Consider the following 536-nt stretch of genomic DNA (forward strand, 5'->3'; position numbering starts at 1 on the left):
GCCTTGTCTCATTTTTATTTTAATCCACTATATAGTGGATTATAGTGGATTAACTTTGAACCAGTATGGCGTTGCCTCGCCTTAGCTCAAAGAGACATTCTCTAAGGTGCTGAAGCACCAAGTGAATCGGTTTCTGTACTGTCTGTACTGTCTTGCGGTTTCATCGCCTTGTCCTGATTTAGTTAAGCCACTATAGGAAGTCCAAATCAAAAGGTCGTCTGAAAAATCTTGTTTCAGGTTTTCAGAGGACCTTTCGTTTGCCGGCTGCTTGGCATCATGCGGTTTGTAGGATAGTTTTGATACCGTTTGCAAGGGAAGGGAGGGTTGGATATTTTCCAGTCCGAATGACAATGATTATGTTTGGAGGTCATCTGAAAATTTTGTCTTACGGTCTTGTGTTGTTTGGAAGGATGAAAGGCTATCGAGAGAAAAGTGTGAGGAATGGTCGTCTGAAAGCTAGGTTCAAGGTTTAATATAGTCAATTAAAATCAAAATAGGACATTAACGCATCGTCAAATCGGGCGTAATCAGACAAT

Source organism: Neisseria sp. HMSC074B07 (assembly GCF_001810355.1).
GTDB lineage: Bacteria > Pseudomonadota > Gammaproteobacteria > Burkholderiales > Neisseriaceae > Neisseria.